This is a genomic window from Myxococcus virescens (genome assembly GCF_900101905.1).
Classification (GTDB): Bacteria; Myxococcota; Myxococcia; order Myxococcales; family Myxococcaceae; genus Myxococcus; species Myxococcus virescens.
In genome coordinates this window covers 127759-142172 of the sequence record NZ_FNAJ01000002.1, presented here as the reverse complement: position 1 = coordinate 142172, position 14414 = coordinate 127759, and the positions used below count along the sequence as shown (strand labels likewise).

Annotated in this window: 18 protein-coding genes; all 18 read right to left on the bottom strand. The window is 69.5% G+C overall.

Annotated features, from left to right (window positions below):
- Positions 1-2769, bottom strand: coding sequence for a phage tail family protein (locus BLU09_RS07090; protein WP_090487451.1), 2769 nt, complete (start codon positions 2767-2769; stop codon positions 1-3).
- Positions 2770-2930: 161 nt separating this feature from the next.
- The gene (locus BLU09_RS07085; RefSeq protein ID WP_090487447.1) at positions 2931-3431 is read right to left on the bottom strand and encodes a hypothetical protein; all 501 of its coding nucleotides are present in this window, start codon (positions 3429-3431) and stop codon (positions 2931-2933) included.
- A 5-nt stretch (positions 3432-3436) separates the two neighbouring features.
- Positions 3437-4096 carry a hypothetical protein gene (locus BLU09_RS07080; RefSeq protein WP_090487445.1) on the bottom strand — a complete coding sequence of 220 codons (660 nt, stop codon included), beginning with the start codon at positions 4094-4096 and terminating at the stop codon, positions 3437-3439.
- 4 nt (positions 4097-4100) lie between these two features.
- Positions 4101-4511 carry a phage tail protein gene (locus BLU09_RS07075; RefSeq protein WP_090487442.1) on the bottom strand — a complete coding sequence of 137 codons (411 nt, stop codon included), beginning with the start codon at positions 4509-4511 and terminating at the stop codon, positions 4101-4103.
- 79 nt (positions 4512-4590) lie between these two features.
- A complete protein-coding gene (locus BLU09_RS07070; RefSeq protein WP_090487439.1) occupies positions 4591-5001 on the bottom strand; it encodes a hypothetical protein in 411 nt (136 codons plus the stop codon).
- Positions 4998-6122 (bottom strand): HK97 gp10 family phage protein, encoded by a 1125-nt coding sequence (locus BLU09_RS07065; RefSeq protein WP_090487433.1) that lies wholly within the window; start codon positions 6120-6122, stop codon positions 4998-5000. The genes BLU09_RS07070 and BLU09_RS07065 overlap by 4 nt, the downstream gene beginning before the upstream one ends.
- Before the next feature lie 2 nt (positions 6123-6124).
- Positions 6125-6460 carry a hypothetical protein gene (locus tag BLU09_RS07060; protein WP_090487430.1) on the bottom strand — a complete coding sequence of 112 codons (336 nt, stop codon included), beginning with the start codon at positions 6458-6460 and terminating at the stop codon, positions 6125-6127.
- 4 nt (positions 6461-6464) lie between these two features.
- On the bottom strand, positions 6465-7148 hold the full coding sequence (locus BLU09_RS07055; RefSeq protein WP_090487427.1) for a hypothetical protein: 684 nt from the start codon (positions 7146-7148) through the stop codon (positions 6465-6467).
- A gap of 3 nt (positions 7149-7151) precedes the next feature.
- Positions 7152-7505 (bottom strand): hypothetical protein, encoded by a 354-nt coding sequence (locus BLU09_RS07050; RefSeq protein WP_090487424.1) that lies wholly within the window; start codon positions 7503-7505, stop codon positions 7152-7154.
- 4 nt (positions 7506-7509) lie between these two features.
- Positions 7510-7974 (bottom strand): hypothetical protein, encoded by a 465-nt coding sequence (locus BLU09_RS07045; RefSeq protein WP_090487421.1) that lies wholly within the window; start codon positions 7972-7974, stop codon positions 7510-7512.
- A 45-nt stretch (positions 7975-8019) separates the two neighbouring features.
- The gene (locus BLU09_RS07040) at positions 8020-9303 is read right to left on the bottom strand and encodes a phage major capsid protein (RefSeq protein ID WP_090487418.1); all 1284 of its coding nucleotides are present in this window, start codon (positions 9301-9303) and stop codon (positions 8020-8022) included.
- Positions 9304-9338: 35 nt separating this feature from the next.
- Positions 9339-10298, bottom strand: a complete 960-nt coding sequence (locus BLU09_RS07035) for an HK97 family phage prohead protease (protein WP_090487415.1) — start codon at positions 10296-10298, stop codon at positions 9339-9341.
- Between the two features lie 52 nt (positions 10299-10350).
- Positions 10351-10617, bottom strand: coding sequence for a hypothetical protein (locus BLU09_RS07030; protein WP_090487412.1), 267 nt, complete (start codon positions 10615-10617; stop codon positions 10351-10353).
- 395 nt (positions 10618-11012) lie between these two features.
- Entirely contained in the window at positions 11013-11405 is a 393-nt protein-coding gene (locus tag BLU09_RS07025; RefSeq protein ID WP_090487409.1) for a hypothetical protein, read from the bottom strand.
- Positions 11402-11599: a hypothetical protein gene (locus tag BLU09_RS07020; protein WP_090487406.1), complete on the bottom strand. Its 198-nt coding sequence runs from the start codon at positions 11597-11599 to the stop codon at positions 11402-11404. Before BLU09_RS07020 ends, BLU09_RS07025 begins: the two co-directional genes overlap by 4 nt.
- Positions 11596-11832 (bottom strand): hypothetical protein, encoded by a 237-nt coding sequence (locus BLU09_RS07015; protein WP_090487403.1) that lies wholly within the window; start codon positions 11830-11832, stop codon positions 11596-11598. Before BLU09_RS07015 ends, BLU09_RS07020 begins: the two co-directional genes overlap by 4 nt.
- On the bottom strand, positions 11829-12296 hold the full coding sequence (locus tag BLU09_RS07010) for a hypothetical protein (RefSeq protein ID WP_244171495.1): 468 nt from the start codon (positions 12294-12296) through the stop codon (positions 11829-11831). The genes BLU09_RS07015 and BLU09_RS07010 overlap by 4 nt, the downstream gene beginning before the upstream one ends.
- Entirely contained in the window at positions 12293-14401 is a 2109-nt protein-coding gene (locus BLU09_RS07005; RefSeq protein ID WP_090487400.1) for a phage portal protein, read from the bottom strand. Before BLU09_RS07005 ends, BLU09_RS07010 begins: the two co-directional genes overlap by 4 nt.
- Positions 14402-14414: the final 13 nt, after the last annotated feature.

Here is a 14414-nt window from a genome sequence, read left to right as displayed (position 1 = left end):
TCAGACGTACTTGCTGGTGAGACGTGCGCGCCCGCTGGTCCGATAGGACTTCAGCAGCTCCGACTCGCGCACGAAGCGGGCCCCGGCCTCGACGGCTTCGTCGATGTCGTAGCCCACGATTTGGACGTTGACGTTCGGGGCGGCCCCAGCCGCTCCACCTGCCGCAGCGCCCGTCTTCGTGTATTCACGGCGCGGGTCGTTCGGCTGCTTCCAGTCCGGCAACGGCTCGCCGTCGCGATTGCGCAGAATCCCGTCGTCCCCAGTCTGGGGCACCGTCGGCCCTCTGCCACCGGTGGGCGGAGGCGTCGCCGGCGGAGGTGTCGGCGTTGGCTCGCGGCTCGGTCCGTCCTGCGCGTCCTGGGACTCGAAGCGACGCAGCGCCACCTTCCACGCGTTGGGCACGTTGGTGAGCTCGGCGTTCACCTTGCGCATGGCTTCGTAGTTGCGCAGCGTCTCTGCGGTGTTGTCCGCCTGGGCGCGGGTGTTCTCCAGCGTGGCGTCTGCCAGCGCCCCCATGGCGTCCTCCATGGAGTCCGTGTCCACCTTCAGCTTGTCGAGGCTGTTCGCGAAGTTCTTGAGGGCATCGATTCCCAACCACTCCACGGCCTTGCTGATGCCGCGGATTACGGACTGGACGGCGCCGACGATGGCGTTCCACGCCTTGCCCAGGCCGTACATCACCCCGAGGATGAGGGTGCCCACCACCTTGAGCACGCCGAAGAGCGCCTCCATGACGGGCCCGCCCAGTGCCATCAGCGGCGCGGTGATGGCCATAAACATCCGCGCCACCACTTCGATGACGGGCTGAAGCCCCTGGAGAATCATCCCAATCATGACGAGGGGTGGGATGAGCGGCTCCAGTGCCTGGCCCACCAACTCGAAGACGGGGACGAGCGCCCCCACCACCGACTGCACCACGATGAAGACGGCCCCCAGCAGCGGCTGGAGCGGCACGAGGATGACGCCCAGCGCGTCCGCGACCATGGCGATGGCACCGCTGACTATCTTCATCAGCGCCTCGAATTGCTGGCTCTCCATCAGCACCTCGCCGATGACTGCAACGAGGGCGCCCATGGGCCCGCCGGCCGCCAGCCCCTGGGAGATTGCCGCGCCGATTTGAGAGATGCCACCGAGCGCGCCAAGGAACTTGTTCTCCAAGTCGGCCTTGGCTTGCGCCATGGCCCGCCGAGTCTCCTCGGCGAAGGCACGGTGAGCGCGCGCCACCTCGTCAATCGATTCCGCCGCGGCCTGGTGCGCGGCAATCTCCGAGCGCGTCAGCTCCTCCCGCGCCTCGCGGGACATCTCCAGGTTGAGCGCAGCCTCGTCCGCCCAGTCCTTCTGCTCCTTCTCCAACGCGGCGAAGGCAGCGGCAGCCGCGGACTCCTCGCCGTAGGTGGCGCGCTCCACCTCCCGCTTGTCCGCAGCCTCCCTGTCCGCCACGAGTTGCGCGTCTGAGAGTTCCTTCCCATGGTTGGGCACGTCCACGACGACGCGCTGGTCGAGCGCCCTCTCAAACATGCCCATCATCTGCCCGAGTCCCGTGTCGCGCAGCAGCGCCTTCAGTCCGTCGACGGAGCCGCCGAGGGAGTCCCCGAGATTGCCGAATCCCTTCTTCGTCATGTCGACGTAGGCCGAGGCACCATTCACCACGCTCGCGCGGGCACCAGCACCCAACTCCGCCGCCCGCGCAGCGATGGGCGCCACCTTCTCTCCCAGCTTGTCGAAGGCGCCTTCCAACCTCTTCGCCCCCGCCTCCATCAACCTGTCGAGCCCATTGCGCAGGCCCTTGCCGTCCAACGTCGACGCCTTGCTGAGGGCGCGCGCCGCGCCATGCATATTCGCCGCCCTGGCGAGGGGCGCGAGCACCTTCGCGGCGCCGGACACCATGAACGCCACGAAGTCCAGCACCCGGTCCACCTGCGCGCGGATGACGGACGTCACCACGTCGAAGGCGGCCATCAACACGCTGCCCAGTTTGGAGCCGAGTTCCCCCAGCGCAGTGAGGACGCCACCAATCGCATCCGTCATCGCCACGGCTGCGTCCTGGGCAATCAGCTTCAAGTCCCCCCAGTTCTTGTAGAGGGAGCCAGCCACGAGGGCGACGCCGGCGATGGCAGCCGCCACCGCGAGCACGGGCAACAGCATGGCCCCCATTGACAGGGCCGCTTTGCCCACCGCCGCAGGCAGGTCCTTCGCGAAGGTGGTGGTGGCCCCCTTCATCTCCGTGGCGAGGTCCTTCACCTTCACCGTTGTCATGATGGCGTTGAAGCGCAGCAGAGCGTTGCCGGCTTTGCCCAGCGCGGGCGCCAACACCACCGTCATCTCAAAGAAGCCCTTGGTGAACATAATGGTGCGCTCGAGCACCTTGAGTCCTGTGCCCAGTCCCGCGCTCCACAGCACCACCGAGACGAGCGTCTTCCTCTGCTCGGCGTCGAGCTTCCGGAACGCGGCGGCGCCAGCCTGGAGGTAGTCCCCCATCATCCGCACCGCGGGGAGCAACGCCTCGCCGACCTCGTTGGCGAGCGCGGAGAAGGAGGCCTTCAGCCTCGTCACCTCCTGGCCCACTACATGGCTGCTGCTGGACGCGGCGGCGACGAAGCCAGCCGCCGCCGCGGACACCGTGAGAAAGCCGTCGGAGATGTCGCCAAGAGACGCGGCAGCCTTGGCGCCCATCCCCTCAATCTCGTCCGACGCCTCCTTGAGCTTCTCGCTCCACCCCTGGGTGCGCGCGGACAGCGTGACGTACAACTCTCCCAGCGACTTCGCCACGGGCTACCTCCTGGACTTCGACTCGCGCTTCGCCTTCTCCAGCGCCTCTTTCTCCAGGTCGGCCTTGTGGACGAAGTACGCGGCCCAGAGCGCCAGCTCGCTGTATGTGAGTCGCTCCTCAACCTCGGCGACCGTCAGGAGCCCGGCCTGCTCCGCCAGCTTCAGCTTGAAGAAGAGGAGTCGGTCGCTTCGGAGTTTCCCAGTTCCTCCTCCAGCGCCTCGGCGACGGCCGCCTCATCACCGCGCAGAAGGTCCACGCTGGCCGAGATGAGCCGCTCGACGATGGAGCCCTTGCCCGACGGCAGCTTCATCAGCAACGGAACGTCGGCCTTCGCGAATACCGGCTTGCCCGTCTTCGCGTGCGTGGTGGACGCGACGATAAGGAGCGCGTTGAGCTTCGCGTCATTCATCTCCGTCAGTGGCTGGCCCGTCTGCGGGTGCTTCGCGGGCTTCCCGTCCGCCGTGCGGACCACATCCCGCGCAGCCTGCTTGCAGGCTTGCGTCTCCGCCATCGTCAACTCGCGCACCCGGTAGACGACGCCCTTGTGCTCGACGAGCGCGAAGCGTCCCTCGGCCGCGCCAAGGATGAGGCTGCGCGCATTCTCCAGCGTGTCCACGTCCTGCCCCTCGGGCACCGCTCCGATAACCGTCTCGTCCGCCATGCGTGCTACTCCCCAGTGCGCAGCCCGAAGGCCACGGCTTCGCTCCGTCCGGCAGCCCTGACGGGCACCGTCTTCGCGCTGATGGAACCTGCGTAGAGCCCGTCCGAAGGACAGGCAGACTGGACGGACGGCACCCGACACCAGCCGCGCCAGACAGCGCCGCCGCCCAGGGCCACGTCGACAAGCACCACGGAGCCCGCGGCGAAGACCTCGTCCCACGTCTCGGCCACCTGGCCCGGAGCGATGTCTTCCGTCACCAGCGACAGCGCCTCCAGTGACACCTCTGCCCCACGCTTGCCGTTGACGAAGGTGGTGTACGGGACGCCCAGAATGGACGTGTCCAACTCCGTAGCCGTCGCGTTGATGGTGACGCTGCGCACCTCCGCCACCGAGACGGTGGGAAGGAAGGACGCGGACACCGTGACGACGCCAACGGGAGGCGCAACGAGCGACACGCGGCCACAGAGGTAGTCCACCACGTACCCAGACGCAGGAAGCGGCGTGCCGTCGTCCAGCACCTCCACCGGCGCGGACATGTCCCAGACACGCCGGGTCGCATCCGCGATGCGGTACACGTCATCGCCCATGTCTTCGGTTGCCGCACCCGTGAAGGCCACCGGCGCCCCGGCAACCTTCACCTCTGCGACGTAGCCAGCGGTGGCCATGGCGTCACGCCAGGGTGGACGCCTGGACGGCGCCCACGGACTTGATGGTGGCGCTGAACGTCACCTTGCCGCCCTGGTCGGCGCCGATGTTGTAGCCGGAGCAACGGGCCTCAACGCGCTGACCGGTGGTGCCGTCGAACAGGACATGGACCCAAATGGATGCACCGGACTCGAACGCGGCGATGACGCGCGCCTGCGCGACGTCTGCCGCATCGTAGTCGCCCTCAAGCGGGACCTCGGCGCCGCGCTTACCGAGGATGAACGAGGTGTACGCGTTGCCGAGGTAGCTGTTGTCGAGCTCGGCGGCGGTGCGGTTCATCCCCGTCGACATGGTGGGATTGACGAGGTCTGCGGTCGTCGGCGCCACGTTGGTGGCGGTGATTGCGACTCGTGCGAGATAGCCAGCAAGGGCCATGGGGCACTCCGGGGCAGGTGGTACGGCGACAGCCCGGACGGTGCTGGGCCCTCCTGAAACGTTTCAAGTGGGCGCATGCCTACGCCACCCAGCTGAGCGTCACGTCCACGGCGAACTCGTGGCACTGGTTGTCGTCCTGGTCCAGGTAGTCCGGCTGGGACTGGGCCACCACGCACGAGAAGTACCCGGGCAGCGAGGCCTTTTGCAGCGCCACCAGGACGGCGCGCGCTACCTGCCTTGGCGCGTCGTACCTGTCCGGCTCACCGCGGATGAGCACCTCGACGTCCGCCTCGTACACGCTGCCGGTGGTGCGTCCGCCCAGGTAGGGTTCCGGCTCGGCTCCAGCATCCACCCGCACGAAGACGCACGCCTGGGGGATGACGTCTGACGCCGGGCGCACCGGCCCCTTGAAGAGGTTGGTACCCACCACCAGGGAGAGCCCCGCGCCAGCGAGGAAGGTGGCCACGTCACTTTCCGGATCCTGCGTCACGCCCGCCTCCGCTTGCGCTTCTTCCGCTTCTTCGTGGTGCCCTTCGGCTTGCGCTTCTTGGGCCTCATGCGCTTGAGGAAGGCCGCCTGCTGGGCCGCCCTCTTCGCCTGCTGCTTCTTCATGCGCGCCTCGTCTTCCCGCTGGAGACGGGCCAGTCGACGGCGGCGCACCAATTCCCTCTTCGCCAGCTTGGCCTCGTGGGCGCGCTGCTTCTGCTCCAGCCGCGCCAGCTTGGCTTGCTGCTGCTTCTGGAGGCGGCGCTGCTTCTGCCGCTCCTTCCGGTTGAAGCGCGCCTGTGCCCGGCGCAGGCGCAACTGCTCGCGGCGCTGCTTGCGCCTCACCTTCGCCTCGTAGGCGCGCTGGGCCTTGCGCTGGCGTCGCTCCAGCCGACGCGCTTCACGGCGCTCGCGGCGCGCCTTCTTCTGGAGCTTCCGCCGCTCCTCGCGCCTGGCCTTCCGCAGCAGGCGCCTATCCCGACGGCGCTGCTTCTGCCGCTCCTTCCGGTACGCGCGGGCAATCTGCCGCCGCTTCGTGGCCTCCGCCCGCTTCTCCTTCCGCTTCTGCTTGCGGCGGTACTCCTTCTCCGCTCGCTTCAGGCGCCGGGCCTCGGCTCGCTTCTGCCGCTTCTCTCGCCTCTTGTGGGCGCGCTCCTTCGCGCGCTGGTGCAGCTGCCACTTCGGCTGAGGGGACGTGGGCGGACGGCGCGGCACGCCAGCGGGGAGCGCTCCGGTTCCCTTCCCTGTCTCCAGGTTGCGCCGGGCGAAGGCGGCAATCTTCTCCAGGCTGGCCACGTTGGCCACGGCCTTCTGGAGGTAGTGGGCCTCGCCGCCCCGCGGGTGGTTGTAGTTGGTGCCCTCGTGCTGGTTTACCGCGTAGCGCGTCCCGAAGCCGGCCTCGACTGCCACGTAGTCCCCGCGCTGCGTGGGCGGCGCCACGTAAGCCGAGCTGCGGAGGACGCCGTCCTTCACCGGGGCGCGCTTCACCGAGTCGGCCCACACCTGCATGCCCTGCTGGTAGAGGGCGCGGGACACTGCGCGGGGCGCCTCCTTCGCCAGCTTGTCCAGCTCGCGCCGCACCTTGTCCGCGCCCTGCGCGCCGCCGACTTCGAGGCGCTTGGCCATGGCTACACCAGCCGGATTTCGTAGAAGGCCGCGCCCGTGCCGGCGAGGGGAATGCCCTCCGTCACCCCGTCCGGCCCCGGCACCTGCGCCTGGCGCGGGTCGGCCACGTTGCTGCCCGGCAGCCAGACACGGTCCTGCGGGCCGATGCGCTCGGCCACCACCAGCACCGCGGACGCGCGCGCCTCGCTGCCGGTGGCGCCCTCCTGGGCGATGCCGAGCACCTTCTCGACGCGGGCCTGCACCTGGCGCTGGGGCCCATAGCCGGGCTCGCCGAAGTCATTGGCGGCCACGTACGGGGCGACGGTGACGACCTGGGTTAACAGGTGGCGGATGTCCATGGCGTCACGTGAGACGGCGATACGGCTGGAGCATGTACGCCGCGCTGTCGGGGATGATGCCGGCGACGCCCAGGCCGATGGCGGTGTTCACGGCACTGCCGGCGTAGGACACTGACGCGGAGAGGAGCGACTGCGAGACGATGCTCGGGTCCCTCCCCTTCGCCCTATAGCTGGCCACCGCCGTCAGGAGGCACGCCTCCTCGAGCGGCGCCGGCAACGTGGACGGACTGCCCGGGGCAGCATCCTTGGGGAGGACGTAGCCGGCCACGTACACGACGGTGTAGGCCGCGCGCTCCGTGCCGGCCAGCGGCTCTGGGGAGACGCCTCGCTGCCAGTCCGCCGTGTTGGCCCACCTGCCGTAGCGGGTGCGCAGCAGGCCAGCCGCTGCATCCACACCCACGCACTCGTACTCAGCCACCGGCACCACCTGCCCGTCCAGGGTGACGGAGGTGATGGAGAGCACGGGGCACCTGTCCAGCATGAGCACCTGGCCGCCCATGCCACGCACCTTCTCGGTGAGGGTGGCCCGGCCGAAGCGCCTGTCGCAGTAGTCCTCCACTGCCTTGGAGGCCACGGCAATGCGGCGCTCCAAGTCCTTCTCGGCGGGGCTGCCCGCGGCGGGCTCGGGGAGTCCGAGTTCGTACGCGAGCGTCGCCACCGTCGTCAGGGCGTTGTCGGCCAGGGCCACGGGCTACCTCTTCCTGCGCTCGGACTTCGGCGTGGTGCGAGAGACGTTGTCTGCCTCGATGGCAGCCCGCTCCGCCGCCGGGTCTGGCGGTGGCTCAGGCGGCATCAACGGCGCGAGCTGCTCTTCGGCAGTCAGCGCAGAGTCCAGGGGCGCCGCCCCCTCCGAAGCGCTCGGCGGGCCGTCCGCCGGACTGGGAGGGGTGCCCTCGGAGGGGGCGGCAGAATCCGGGGTGAGGTACTTGGCGACGCCCGTCGACACCAGACGGGCGGCGACGTCATCCGGGAACCCGGCCACCTCACCCGAGAGGTAGCCGGTGCGCCCGTGCTCATGGCTGTGGCTGAAGCGGACGGCGCGCATGGGGTCAACTCAGAGGCAGGGAGGTGCCGTTGAACGCGCCGCCGAGGACGACGGTGCACGCGACACTTGCCGTGTCCGTCGCCGACGCGGAGAGGTTGGGCGTCACCGAGTAGCGGACGAAGCGCGCCGCCGTCTCGTAGGACTCCCGCAGCTTCACCTCGCCGCGGACCGTCCCGCCCCCCCCGGGCCCCGTGGCCACCACCTGCGCGGGCAGCACCGTCGTGGCGGCCTCCCACGTCGTGCCGTCGTCCGACTGCTCGCGCTGGACGGTGATGGACAACGTCGCCGCCGCCGCCAGCGTCGCCGAGTACGTCACCGCCACCGCCGACGAGCCGAAGCCCATCCGGTCAATGGAGGCGCCGACGACGGCGACGTTGTCACCCGCGCCGCCCGCCGTCAGGACACTGATGCTGCTGAACTTGGGCGCGATGTACGAGCCCGAATCGTAGAAACGAGGTCCGCCGCTCATGTCGGTCAGGTCTCCGTGGGTAAAGAGGGACGTGGAGGGCTAGGGCTACGCCAGCCACTTGCACTGCATGAAGGCCGCGCTCACGTCGTGGCGGGTGATGAGGTCGTGGTACTGAATGGCGCGCACCACCGTCTGATTGCGGGACACACCGCTGATAGTGTTGCCGCCCATCTCATAGGTGGCGTTGGGGAACACCTCGAGGAACATGTCCCCCTGGCCGATGATGACCTCGCCGTAGTCCACGAAGCCCAACTCGGTCTCGTTCGCGCCAGCGCCCAGGTTGATGGGCACCTGCGTGGACACGTCCACGGGGTAGCCCAGCAGCGTGTTGTTGGAGAGCTGCGCCTCGTAGACGGCATTCCCGTTGCCGTCCGTCAGCGCCATGAGGAATGCCTTGGTGGACGGCGACATGAACCAGGCCGGCTTCGCCATGGGCACGTCGGCGTTGGCCAGCTTCAGCATGATGCGCTGGAGGTCCGCCCGCACCTCGGCCAGGGTGGCAGTGGCACCGGCCTGGGTAGCATCGAAGCGGTTGGCGGAGGCGACGCGGTTGCGGATGCCCTTCGGGCCGCCTCGGGTACCCTCGCCTCGGTAGAAGGACAGGTTCTCCTTCTTGGCGATGACGCGGAGGATGCTGTCCCGCACCATGGCCTCAACCTTCGAGCCACCGAGTTGAAGGAGGCGGTTGCTGAACGGCGTCAGCGCCGTCAACTCTCGCTCCACCATGGCCTCGAGGCCGAACGCCGGCTGGCTCCCGGTGATGCTGTCGAGCTCGCCCTTGTAGTAGGCGACGCCCTCACCGGTCTGCTTATTGAAGTCCACGCCGGCCGCGAGAGGGATGGAGTCGGCGCGCTCGCGAATCCACACCTTCGGCTGCAGCAGGGTAAAAATCTCATCCGAGATGGGCGTGTCCACGAAGATGCCACCCGCCTCCAGCGTGGTGGAGTTGAGCGCTTTGGCCGCGAGCGTGGCCTGGACGCGGGCGTCGCTCATCTCCAGCGACTTGGCGACACGCTCATACCCCGCGGCCCGGGCAATCTGCGCCGCGGACTTGCCGCGGGCGTGGCCGGACTTCTCCTGGTAGGCGCACACCACGAGGCGGCCCACGTCGATGCCGGTGCCCTCGCTCGCCGCCCGCCCCGTGATGGGTGCCCGGCCCGTGTCGTCTCCCGGCACTCCCGCCATGTTGCTGGTGGCCTTCTGCCCCAGCGCGGCCTGGAACGGCGCCAGCCGCTCGTCCACCACGCGACCGATGATGGCCGCGAGCGCCTCTTCCTCGCTGTTGGCCTGCCCCTGTCCGCTGCCAGTGCCCGTCTTGTTTCCGCTCATGTCGTGTTTCCTCGTCTTGGCCGCGTGGCGGCCGGCTACTCATCCACCACGCGGCCGGTGATGGCCGCGAGCTTCGTGTCCAGGATGCGGCCGGTGAGGGCCGCGACTCGTGCCGGGTCGAACGCCTTGGTCGGGTGCACCACCACCGACGTCGGAGCGGCGGGCGCGCGCTGCTGTGCCACCACCGCGTCGGTGAGCGTGCGCACCTGCTCGGTGAGCAGTTCCACCGCGCGGCCCTGCACCTCCAGCGCGGCCAGGATGCGCTTGCGCTCCGGGTCCTTCTTCTTCGGCGCCCCACCGGGCACCTGATGCGTGCGCGGCACGAGGCTGCGGTACACGGCGCCGGCGAACTCGGGCTCCATCCACAGGGGCGCCGAGGCGTCACCGTCGAGGCGCTTCTCCGCGAAGGGCAGGAGCAGGTCCACCTGGATGCCCGCCGACTTTGCGCCGCTCAGACACTCCTGGTTCATCCCGATGGCGCAGCACGACAGTTCCAGCAGCGCCTGTTCCAGGAAGTCGATGCCCCCGCGCTCCTCGTTGTAGTTCCACTTCTTCGGGCGGAAGCCCACGGAGAAGGCACGGGCGAAGCGCTTGGGGTGTGTGTAGAGCGCGCCCACCATGGCGCCGAAGGGATTCACTTCCCGGGGTGCGAACTCGATGGAGGGGGCGACAAGCTGCTGCGTGCCCGTCTCCAGGGTGCGCACGGACGGCGACGCGACGGTGCCGATGGGCGGGCTCCACATGTCGTGGCACCACAGCAGCACCGGATTCTTGATGAAGTCGACCAAGTCCCAGCCGGACTGGGACACGGTGTCGTCGGCCCGGTCCACCGTCGACGTGGACATGATGACGTCACGGAGGATGCCGCCCTCAACCACCGGGGGCGGCACCTCTCCGACGTCACGCGCCACGGGGGTGCGCGGGTCGAAGTCCTTGGCCCGGGAGAGCCGGGCGAACTCCTGCGTAGTCAGCGGGCGGGCGCGTTTGTCACTCACGCCGCCGACGGTGCTGGGCCTTCCTGAAACGAATCAAGAGGGGGCCCGCCTGCTACCTCGAATAGGTGCAGTCTGCAGACACGGCCGTCACGAAGTACCGCGTGATGATCTTCTCCCCCGCGGGGAGCCCCTGGACGGCGAGGCGTAGGAACTTCTCCTCGGCATCCTTTCCTGACGCCGCATCAAACACCAAGGTCGTGTCAGGCAGCGCAACGCTTCCCATGTTTAACGCCGCCAAGAACCAGTGGTCCTTCAGGTTTTCCTTAACCGCCGTCTGATGCGGCTCCTTTACGTCGTACGTCACGAGGTACAGCGCCATGTTCTGCCTCCCCCGTTAGGGTGGATGGCCGGCGCTCCAATGCGCCTGGCCATCGTCCCGGCTACTACCTGTCGGTTCGCCACGCCAGATCCAAGGAGGAGCGCGGCCTATTGCTACAGGGTGCTACATACCCACCACGCCGCGCCTGCCGGAGCGGCAGTTTCGGGCACCCACAGCCCAGGGGCCTGCCGCACAGGCGGCACCGGGGCGGGCGGTGGATGTGGCTCACGGCTCGTCCTTCGTCTCGTGGCGATACGGGCACATCTGCCGCAGGCGGTACTGCCGGACGAGTTCGTTCCCAATCCGATGGCGTTCGCGGCGCTCGTATTCCCACTGGCTTGGGCTGTCAGGGAACCATCCGGCTACCCACTCAACGAACCGCTGAAGCAGCCGAATCACTTCCCATCCCTCCTGAGCAGGTACAGCCGGGCGCGGTGGGCGAGTCGCAGGGAGTCCTGGTACAGCGCCCATGCCTCCGTTGCGCGGGACTCGTCGCCCGTCAGGTGGGCCACGTCCGCCTCGGCGCGCCAGTACATGGAGCCGTCCATGTGCTCTTGGTAGGCGTCGCAGGCGTGGTCCCTGCCGTTGTCGGCTTGGTGGCGTCGCCCGTACTTGCCCTCGCCGAAGGCGTCTCGGGCGTGGCCGTCCACCTCCATGAGGGCCCAGACGCGGGACTCCTCGCCGGTGGTTTCGCCCGCGCGGCGGCGCAGCTCGTCCGTCACACACTCCCACGTCGGCCGGGCCTTGCCCTCCACGGGCGGGGGCTGGGGTGCGAGGTGGTCGCTCATGGCGTCTTCTCCTTCCGGCGCCTGTCCCAGACGAGCACCATGGCCTCGGTGACGGTGCGCCAGATGCCCATGTTGCGCAGGGCGGACTCCAGGCAGGCGATGGAGATGCCGAGGCACATGGCCAACACGACGAGCGCGCCCGTGCCCACGACGGCCCAGGACACGGCGGTGATGAGCCACGGTGGGAGCGTCACGGCGCGTCCCTCCTCGCGGGCATCCGCCCCTCGTGCTCCTCGCAGAAGGCGGGGTACGTGCGGCGCTCCTCGTCGGTGACTTCATCGCCCGACAGGCACACGTCCTCGCCATCCACCGGGATAAGGGCGCATCCATCGCAGAGGACGTGCCCGCACACCGCGCACTCCAGGGGCACGCGGTCCTGCTTCGTCACCGGGAGGGAGCCGCACTCCTTGCAGCAGTCGGGTCTCATGGCCCATCCCCTCCGAAGAAGTAGCCCGGGTCGTCGCAGTGGCCGGGCGCCACGCAAGCGGTGTCGCTGCACGTCGGGCAGGTGGCGCGAGCGTCGGTGCTGCCGACGGTCGGCGACTCAGCGGCGGCGGGCTCGCTGGTGACATCACGTGTCGTGAGGCCATCCCCCGGCGCCGGCAGCGACGGGAAGGCGGCGCGGAGGACGGCCACGGCCGCGCCCTCCTCCGGCGTCTGCACAGCCAGCCTGGGCCACAGGCGCGTCAGCGCGTCTTCGATGTCGAGTCGTTCCTTCAGCCAGAGGGACTCCGTCCCCATGGCGCGGACGCGGGGTTGCCATGCCTCATCGCGCTCCTGCTCCACCGCCTCACAGCGCCGGGCCCACCAGCGCAGGCGCAGGTACACCAGCACGAGGGCCACGGCGAAGGCAGCCAGGGACAGCCCAGCGAGCCATGCAGTCAGCGTCACGACTCCCCTCCAATCGCAGCCAGGACGGCCGCCTTCTGCGCCTGGAAGCCACGCTTCAGCGCGTCCTCGAGCGCGTCCTCCCAGGGCACCAGGGCCTCGTCGAAGGCCTTCCACAGCGCGGCCTTCGCCTCCTCGGTGAGGGCGCGCACCGCCTTGTCCGGGTCCGCCACCTTGGGCAGCCCCGTGCACCGGCAGTTGATGTCCTCCTCGGCCACGCCGAAGCCACCGGGGTGCTGGGCCTTGCGCCCGCCGCTGGTGACGAAAGGCTCGTCCAGCCCCACCACCACGCCATCCAGCTTGCGGTGGGAGTCGCGGGTGCTGCCGTCGCGGACGGACAGCCACTCCTTGCCCTCGACGACGTCTGACTGGCGCCATGCCTCGAAGTTGGCGGAGTTGGACAGGCCCACCACCTCGGTGCGGGCGATGCGCCGGGCGCGGTAGCCCTCCGCGTCCTCGAAGACGTCCTCCACCCGGTTGGCCAGCTCGCGCACGCCCTCGCCTGCCGCGGCGCCGGCGGCGAGCTCGGAGCGCAGGGCCTGGGCCGTCGTCTCGTTGATGAGGGCGATGCGCTCCCCCGCTGCCCTCTCCAGCGCCTCGCGCACCAGGGGGTTGCGCATGTCGAACCGTGCGCCCGTGCCGAGTTGGTCCAGCGCCTGCTGCGCCCATGCCTCGTAGGCCTCGTCATTGACGGGGCCCACCTCCTCGGAGAGGAACTCCGGGCGCAACGCCTCCAGCGCCACCTCCACCGGGTCCACTGCCTTGCGCACGGGCCGGCCCCTGCCCCCCGCCCGCCGCGCCCAGGCCGGGTCCTCCTTCCCCGCCGACAGCCCTAGGGAGCCGAAACCCAGGCCCGGCGAGGGAGGCACGTACAGCGCCTCGCCTGCGCCGTCCTCCAGTGCTGGGCGCCCACCTGCCGTGCGGTGTTCGTTCACCGTGAAGGCGCTCGGCACGGACACCATGTGCGCGCGCTGGGCGGCTGCGTCCTCGGGCACTGGCGAGACGAAGCCCAGCACCAGCCGCTCGTCGTAGGACTCGCGCAGCACGCGCTCCAGGGCCACGCGCTGGCGCTCCTTCCGGGGCACCACCACGCCGCGCATGTACAGGTACTCCGCGCTGTCGATGGTGGAGCGGTTGCTGTTCTCCAGCACGCCGAGGATTTCGGGGGGCACGCCCAGCACCTCGCGGACGATGTCCCGGTCCTCCTCCCGCTGCTCCTTCAACTGCATGTCCTTCAGCGACTGCGTCAGCGCCTGGTACTGCATCTTCGTGCCAGTGAAGCGCGGGCGGCCGTTCCGTCCGGGCCCGCGATGGTCCGCATCCCAGTCCGCCTTGATGGCCAGCAGTTGGTCCTTGCTGGCACCCTCCAGGGAGACGAGCGCGGCCGGCGTGGCGTCGTTGTAGAAGAAGTTCTTGGCGTACCGGGCGCGCAGCTCGCCCACGTCCATCTCATCGCCCAGTGCCTCGCCGTAGGACGTGCCCCGGGCATAGGGGTGCTCAGGGTCCGGCCCGCGCAGCCACAGCACGTCCGCCTCGGGGAGATTGCGCTGCCAGCCGCTCCACGAGGCCCGGTAGTAGGGGAAGCCGACGCGGGGCACCTCGGCAATCCAGTGCGGCGCCACGGGCCACAACTCCAGGGGCTGGCCCAGGGCATTGCGCTCCCAGACAAGGGGCGCCTGTCCGACGAGGTCCAGGTGGAGTTGCGCCACCGTCCAGGTGTCATGCGCCCCCAGGGCTGGGTTGCAGGCGGCCAGGACGTCCAGGAATGGGTGGGCGTCCACGGGGCGCAGGTCGCCCGTTGCCACCGCCCGCCCCACCATGCGCGCGCGGACGTCACCGCGGGCACCGTGCAGGCTACGCGAGACGGACTTCCCCCGCCGCCCGGGCGCCGCGTACACCTGCCAGGGGATGGAGGCCACGTCCTCGGCCACGCGGCGGAAGAGGGAGTGCACCCAGGGACTGCGCTTGTACGCCTGCAACACCTCTCGGGTGCCGCGCCGCGGGGCCTGCGTCGTGGTGAGGACGCCGGCCAGCAGCCCGCCCGCGGACTGGGCGGCCGTGTCCCCGGGGCCGAAGAGCGCCCGCCATGCGTTGCCGAGTCTTCCCATGTGGGCGAGCCCT